7 protein-coding genes are annotated in these 6,633 nt (G+C 73.7%); 3 read left to right on the top strand and 4 right to left on the bottom strand.

Features of this window, described 5'->3' with window-relative positions:
* Together AOK09_RS31840 and AOK09_RS31835 are read right to left on the bottom strand one after the other, a co-directional pair.
* The coding region (locus AOK09_RS31840; RefSeq protein ID WP_055590697.1) for a helix-turn-helix transcriptional regulator at window positions 1–440 on the bottom strand (440 nt) is incomplete at its 3' end.
* Between the two features lie 190 nt (window positions 441–630).
* Entirely contained in the window at window positions 631–1,041 is a 411-nt protein-coding gene (locus AOK09_RS31835; protein WP_055590696.1) for a VOC family protein, read from the bottom strand.
* 256 nt (window positions 1,042–1,297) lie between these two features.
* On the opposite strand from AOK09_RS31835, the gene AOK09_RS31830 reads away from it, so the two are divergent.
* Both AOK09_RS31830 and AOK09_RS31825 read left to right on the top strand, forming a co-directional pair.
* Window positions 1,298–2,068 carry a maleylpyruvate isomerase N-terminal domain-containing protein gene (locus tag AOK09_RS31830; protein ID WP_055590695.1) on the top strand — a complete coding sequence of 257 codons (771 nt, stop codon included), beginning with the start codon at window positions 1,298–1,300 and terminating at the stop codon, window positions 2,066–2,068.
* Window positions 2,069–2,180: 112 nt separating this feature from the next.
* Window positions 2,181–2,408, top strand: coding sequence for a DUF397 domain-containing protein (locus AOK09_RS31825; protein WP_055590698.1), 228 nt, complete (start codon window positions 2,181–2,183; stop codon window positions 2,406–2,408).
* Between the two features lie 106 nt (window positions 2,409–2,514).
* On the opposite strand, the gene AOK09_RS31820 is transcribed toward AOK09_RS31825, so the two are convergent.
* Window positions 2,515–3,150 carry a TetR/AcrR family transcriptional regulator C-terminal domain-containing protein gene (locus AOK09_RS31820; protein WP_055590694.1) on the bottom strand — a complete coding sequence of 212 codons (636 nt, stop codon included), beginning with the start codon at window positions 3,148–3,150 and terminating at the stop codon, window positions 2,515–2,517.
* 109 nt (window positions 3,151–3,259) lie between these two features.
* Between AOK09_RS31820 and AOK09_RS31815 the strand changes: the two genes are divergently transcribed.
* On the top strand, window positions 3,260–4,408 hold the full coding sequence (locus AOK09_RS31815) for an acyl-CoA dehydrogenase family protein (protein ID WP_055590693.1): 1,149 nt from the start codon (window positions 3,260–3,262) through the stop codon (window positions 4,406–4,408).
* A gap of 48 nt (window positions 4,409–4,456) precedes the next feature.
* On the opposite strand, the gene helR is transcribed toward AOK09_RS31815, so the two are convergent.
* Window positions 4,457–6,607, bottom strand: coding sequence for an RNA polymerase recycling motor ATPase HelR (gene helR, locus AOK09_RS31810; protein WP_055590692.1), 2,151 nt, complete (start codon window positions 6,605–6,607; stop codon window positions 4,457–4,459).
* Between the last annotated feature and the right edge of the window lie 26 nt (window positions 6,608–6,633).

The following is a 6,633-nucleotide window of genomic DNA, read 5'->3' as shown; positions in this document are numbered from 1 at the left end:
CCCTCCCACGCGACCACCGGGCCCCCGCCACCGGCCCCGTGGGCAGGCTCGGACGCTCCCTCCACCGCGTCCGCGGAGCGGCGCCGGAATGCCCCGGGAGGCATGCCGACCAGCTCGGTGAAGCGGGCGGTGAACGTGCCCGGCGACGCACAGCCGACCGCGAGGCAGACCTCGCCGACGCTGAGGTCACCGTGGCGCAGCAGCGCGGCCGCGCGCTCGACCCGACGGGCCGTCAGATACCCGTACGGTGAATCGCCGTAGGCGGCCCGGAACTGCCGGCTGAGGTGACCGGCGGCCATCCCCGCACCACGGGCCAGCGCCACCACGTCCAGCGGCCGGCGGTACTCCCGGTCGATCCGGTCGCGGACACGGCGCAGCCTTGCGAACTCGGTCAGACGGTGCGCCTGGATCAGCGCACGCCGCCACTCGGGCAGACACATGGGACCCTCCCCTTTTTTCCATGGATGCCGGTGAGCGCCCGGGGTGCCCGCCGACGGCGGACACCCCGGGCGCTCGGTGACGATGACCGGCCGGCGGGAACCGGCGGCCGGCCGGGTGACCGCCGCACCCCGCCGGGACCGGTTCCCTGCCCGGTCCGGGCCGGTGCGGCCGCGTCGGTGCGCGTGCGGCTCAGCGGAGTTCCTGGATGCGGACCAGGTTGCCCGCGGGGTCGCGGAAGGCGCAGTCGCGGATGCCGTACGGCTGCTCGGTCGGCTCCTGGACGACCTCGGTGTCCCCGGCCTGCACCTTCTCGAAGACGGCGTCCAGGTCCGGGGTGGCCAGCAGGATCCAGCCGTAGGTGCCCTTGGCCATCATCTCGGTGATGGTGCGGCGCTCGTCCTCGGTGACTCCCGGGTCCACGGCCGGCGGCGCCAGGAGGATGGAGGTGTCGGGCTGTCCGGCAGGACCGACCGTGATCCAGCGCATCCTGCCCTGCCCGACGTCGCTGCGGACCTCGAAGCCGAGGACGTCGCGGTAGAAGGCGAGCGACGCGTCCGGGTCGTCGTGCGGCAGGGAGCTCATATGAATGGTGATGTTCATGATGTGCAGGCTAGAAGCGGTCCGGTGTCCGCGCTTCTCGATTCCTGACCGATCCGGCCGTGCGCGGACCGGGTCGCGCGCGGACACCCATCGGTACCGCCCGGCAGACCTGGGCGTTTCCCCGGGACACCCCGGGCCCGGCACGGGCGGGTTCCGGGCCGGACGGTCGGCCCGGCCGGGTGTGCCGGGCTGCCGCCCCGGTCCGGTGCCCGCCGCGTCGGCGTTTGGTTTCCGGCCCCGGGGACACTGTGCGGCCATGGTTGCGGCCCGAGTGCACGACGTTCTCCCGGAATGGGACGCCTTCGTCCACGCCGTGCGGGCGCGAAGGCCCGGCGACGGCACCTGGTGCGAGGCGTGGACCGTGCGCGACGTCCTGATCCACCAGACCGGCAACGCCGAGGAACTGGCCCGGGTGCTCGCCGCCCACCTGGCCGGTTCGCCCGTGGAGACCCGGGGCTTCGACCGGGAGGCCCCGTACCGGGCCATGCCCGCCCCCGACCTCTGGTCGGCGTTCACCGCCCACTGCGAACGGCTGGCCGACGTCACCGAGGCGGCCGCCCGCGACCTGCCGCCCGACACCGACATCGTGTGGACCGGGCGGCATGTGAATCCGGCCTTCTTCGCCGAGCACATGCGGGAGGAACTGGTCCTGCACCGCTGGGACCTGACCGGGGACGACAGCGCGGCGGTACGGGCGCTCGCCGAGCCGTGGATGACCGAGCACAGTGTGAACCAGGTCGGCCTGCCGCTGCTGCGCCGGGGATCGGCCGCGCTCGGCCTCGACGGCGGCGGCCGGGTCGAGGGGCGACTGCGGGTGCCCGGCACGGACGACGTGGTGATCACGGCCGATGCCGACGGCACCGGCATCGGTTTCGCCGCCCCGCACGGCCCGGCCACCATCGAGAGCGACGCGGCCGTACGCACCCTCCTCCTCTGGGGACGCCGTCCCGCGGACCCCTCGCGCTGGCACAGCGACGCGGGACCGGAGGCGCTGCGTGCGGTCCGGACGCTCCTCGGCGGCTACTGACCCCGGCCGCCGGGGCGGTCCGCGTCCGGGGCGTCCGCGGGATGCACGGCCGGGCCGACGGAGTGATGCTGGCAGGAGAACGTCCGACCGGGCATCGCCAGGGAGACCCATGATGGACGCAGCGAAGACCGGACTGTACGCGGTGGACCTGACGGGTGCGCGCTGGGTGACCAGCAGCCACACCAACAGGTGGACCAAGACATGTGTGGAGGTCGCAGACCTCGGCGGCGGCGCCGTCGCGGTGCGCGACTCCGAGCGCAGGGACCTGCCGCCGCTGCGGTTCACCGCGGCGGAGTGGGCGGCGTTCCGCAGCGGTGTGCGGGACGGCGAGTTCGGCTGACCCCGGCCCCACCGGAGCCGGCCACGCAGCCCCCCGCCAGGGGCGGCGGGCCGAGGACGTCCGTCGGCCGTGACGGATGTGCACGACTCACCCGGCCCGGCCCGCCTCAGATCCCCGGCCCGAGCCTCTCGAAGCGCAGCGCCAGCCCCTCGATCAGGGCGGCGAGGCCGGTCTCGAAGGCACCCTCGTCGATCTCCCCGCGGTGCTCCGCCAGCAGGTGGGCCTGTCCGAGATGCGGGTAGTCGGCCGCGTACACCCGCTGGTCGTCGACGAAGCCGCCGGCGAAGGAGGCGAGGGCGGAGCCCAGCACCAGATAGCGCATCAGGGCGCCGATCCGGGTGGCCTCCCCGCGGGGCCAGCCGGCGTCGACCAGCGCCCCGAAGACGGCGTCGGCCATCCGCAGCGCACTGGCGCGGCGCCCCGGGCCGTGGGCGAGCACCGGCACCAGGTTCGGATGGGCGGTGAGGGCCGCACGGTAGGAGCGGGCCCAGTCGCGCAGTGCGTCCGGCCAGGGCTCGCGGCCGAGCATGCCGAGGTCCACCTCGCCAAGGACGGTGTCCGCGACCGCGTCGAGCAGGGCGTCCTTGGTGGGGAAGTGGTTGTAGAGGGAGGGGCCGCTCACACCGAGTTCGGCGGCGAGCCTACGGGTGGAGAGCGCTGCCAGGCCTTCGGCGTCCACCAGTGCCAGCGCCGCGGTGACGATCCGCTCCTGGTTGAGCAGCGGGCTGCGCGGCCTGGCCACAGCGGTACGTCCTTCCCCCGGTCCACGGGCGGGTCCCCCGCTCTTGACCCAAGCATGCCCCACGGGGTTAGAGTCGCCCAAAACTTGCACCGCTAGTTTTGGGACCGCCGTGAATCTGGAACTCTCCGAAGAGCAGGCAGCCGTCCGCGAACTCGCCGCCGGCTTCGTCGCCCGCGAGATCGCCCCGCACGCCGCAGCCTGGGACCGCGCCGAGCAGGTCGACCCCGGCATCGTCCCCAAGCTCGGCGCGCTCGGCTTCCTGGGCCTGACCATCCCCGAGCAGTACGGCGGTTCCGGCGGCGACCACCTGGCGTACGCGCTGGTCATGGAGGAACTCGGCCGCGGCGACTCCGCCGTGCGCGGCCTGGTCTCGGTCTCCCTCGGCCTGGTCGCCAAGTCGGTCGACCACTGGGGCACCGAGGAGCAGAAGCAGCGGTGGCTGCCCCGGCTCACCTCCGGTGAGGCCCTCGGCTGCTTCGCCCTCACCGAGCCCGGCACCGGCTCCGACGCGGGCAACCTGACCACCCGGGCCGTGCGCGACGGCGACTCCTATGTGCTCGACGGCGCCAAGATGTTCATCACCAACGGCACCTGGGCCGAGGTCGCGCTGGTCTTCGCCCGCACCGGGGAACCCGGGCACCGGGGGGTGAGCGCCTTCCTGGTCCCCACCGACACCCCGGGGCTGACCCGCAACCCGGTGCACGGCAAGCTCGGCCTGCGCGGCCAGCCCACCGCCGAGCTGGTGTTCCAGGGCGTCCGGGTGCCCGCGGAGGCGATGCTCGGCCCTGAGGGCAAGGGCTTCAGCGTGGCCATGTCCGCCCTGGCCAAGGGCCGGATGTCGGTCGCCGCGGGCTGCGTCGGCATCATTCAGGCCTCCCTGGACGCCGCCGTCGCCCACGCCGGCCAGCGTGAGCAGTTCGGCAAGCCCATCGCCGCCCACCAGCTGGTCCAGGAGATGCTCGCCGACATCAAGGTCGATCTCGACGCCTCCCGGATGCTGGTCTGGCGGGTCGCCGACCTCATCGACCGCGGGCTGCCCTTCCGGGCCGAGTCGTCGGTCGCCAAGCTCCACGCCTCGGAGGCCGCGGTCAAGGCCGCCAACACGGCGCTGCAGGTCTTCGGCGGGTACGGGTTCATCGACGAGTACCCGGTCGGCAAGTACCTCCGCGACGCGCGGGTGATGACCCTGTACGAAGGAACCAGCCAGATCCAGAAGCTGGTGATCGGCCGCGCCCTCACCGGCGTCAACGCCTTCTGAACCGCCGGGCCTTGCCCGCCGGTACCGGTCGCCTCGCCTCGCCCCGGGTCAGGGGCGGGTGAGGACGACGAGCTGCCGGGTGGCCCGGGTCATCGCGACATAGCGGTCGACCGCCCCCTGGACCCCCTCGCCGAACGCCTCCGGGTCGACCAGGACGACCAGGTCGAACTCCAGCCCCTTCGACAGCTCGGGGGTCAGCGACCGGACACGCGGCCTCGCCCGGAACGAGGGGTCGCCGATGACACAGGCGGTACCGTCGGCGTTCGCGGCGAGCCAGCTGTCGAGGACGGACTCCAGATCCGCGACGGACCCGTGGACGACGGGGAGGCCGCCGCTGCGCACCGAGGTGGGCACGTTGGCGTCCGGCAACACCGCCCGGACGACCGGCTCGGCCTCGGCCATGACCTCCTCCGGCGTACGGTAGTTGATGGTCAGTGAGGCCACCCTGACCCGGTCCAGCCCGATCCGCTGCAGCCGCTCCTGCCAGCTCTCGGTGAACCCGTGCCTGGCCTGGGCGCGGTCCCCGACGATGGTGAAACTCCGCGACGGGCAGCGGAGCAGCAGCATCTGCCACTCCGCGTCGGTCAGCTCCTGGGCCTCGTCCACGACGATGTGCGCGAACGGTCCGGCGAGCGGGTCCGCGTCGGCGCCCGGCAGCGCGCCCTCGTCGACCAGACTGTCCCGCAGGTCCTGCCCGCGCAGCATGGTGACCGCGCCCTCGCCGTCGTCGTCGGCCGCGAGCACATTGTCGATGACGTCGGCCATGCGCTCGCGCTCGGCGGCGACGGCGGCCCTCTGCCGGCGCCTGCGCCGGGCCGCCCCGGGGTCGCCCAGCCGCTGCCGTGCGGCGTCCAGGAGCGGCAGGTCGGACACCGTCCAGGCCTGGGCGTCCGCGCGCCGCAGGCTGCGGACCTCCTCGGGGCTGAGCCAGGGCGCGCACATCCGCAGGTAGGCGGGGACCGACCACAGGTCCCCGACGAGGTCGGCGGCGTCGATCACCGGCCAGGCGCGGTGCAGGGTCCCGACCAGTTCCTCGTCGTGCAGCAGCGACCTGCGGAACAGGTCCGGGGGGACGTCCTCGTCGTCGAGCTTCTCCAGCAGGATGGTGACCAGCTCGTCCCAGATCAGGTCGCGCGCTTCGTTGTGCGGGGTGCCCGGCCCCGCCGCGTCGAACGCCTCCGCCCAGTCGTCGGCGCTCAGCCGGATGTCCGCCCAGTCGGTGGAGACGGTCATCTCCTCGGTGGGCGGCTCCTCGTAGAACCGGACGGCCGTCTCGATCGCCCTCACCATGTCCGCGGAGGACTTCAGCAGGGCCACCCGCGGGTCGGTCTCGACCGCTGCCTCCGCACCCTCGGCCACCAGGTCCCGCAGGGTGCAGGTCCGCACGCCCTCCTCGCCGAGGCTGGGCAGGACGTCGGCGACATAGGACAGATAGGGCTGGTGCGGACCGACGAACAGCACACCGCCCCGGCGGTGGCCGAGACGGGGGTCGGAGTAGAGCAGGTAGGCGGAGCGGTGCAGGGCGACGACGGTCTTCCCCGTACCCGGACCGCCGTCCACCACCAGGGCGCCGCGCGACCCCGCCCGGATGACGGCGTCCTGGTCGGCCTGGATGGTGGCGAGCACATCCCGCATCCGGGCGGACCGGGAACTGCCCAGACTGGCGACGAAGGCGGACTGGTCGTCGAGCGCGGCGCGCCCTTCGAGTCCGTCGGCGGTGAACACCTCGTCCCAGTAGTCGCTGACCCTGCCGCGGGTCCAGCGGTACCTGCGGCGGCTCACCAGCCCCATGGGGTTGCCGTGGGTCGCGGCGAAGAACGGCTCGGCCGCGGGGGAACGCCAGTCGAGCAGCAGCCGGCGGCCCGTGCTGTCGGTGAGGCCCAGACGCCCGATGTACAGGGGTTCGGGGTTGTCCGCGCGGACGATGTGGCCGAGGCAGAGGTCCAGGCCGAAGCGGCGCAGGGCGCGCAGCCGGCCGGTCAGCCGGTGGATCTCCTGGTCCCGGTCCATCGCCCCCCGGCCGAGGCCGCCGGGCGCCCTGCGCGCGGCGTCGAGGCGGTCGGTGAGCTCGGCGACGGCCTGGGCGAGGCTCTCCGCGACGGCCGCGAAGTGCTGCTCGTCGCCGCCGATCAGGGCGGGGTCCGCCTTGGGGGAGAGGTGGTGGGGGAGGTCGAACGTGCCGGTGGTCAGAGGGTTCATGTCATCGGCTCCGGTCGGAGTCACGG

This window comes from Peterkaempfera griseoplana, from assembly GCF_001418575.1.
Classification (GTDB): domain Bacteria; phylum Actinomycetota; class Actinomycetes; order Streptomycetales; family Streptomycetaceae; genus Peterkaempfera; species Peterkaempfera griseoplana.
Note: the sequence above shows the minus strand (reverse complement) of the source record. Positions and strands in the feature narration are given on the sequence as shown.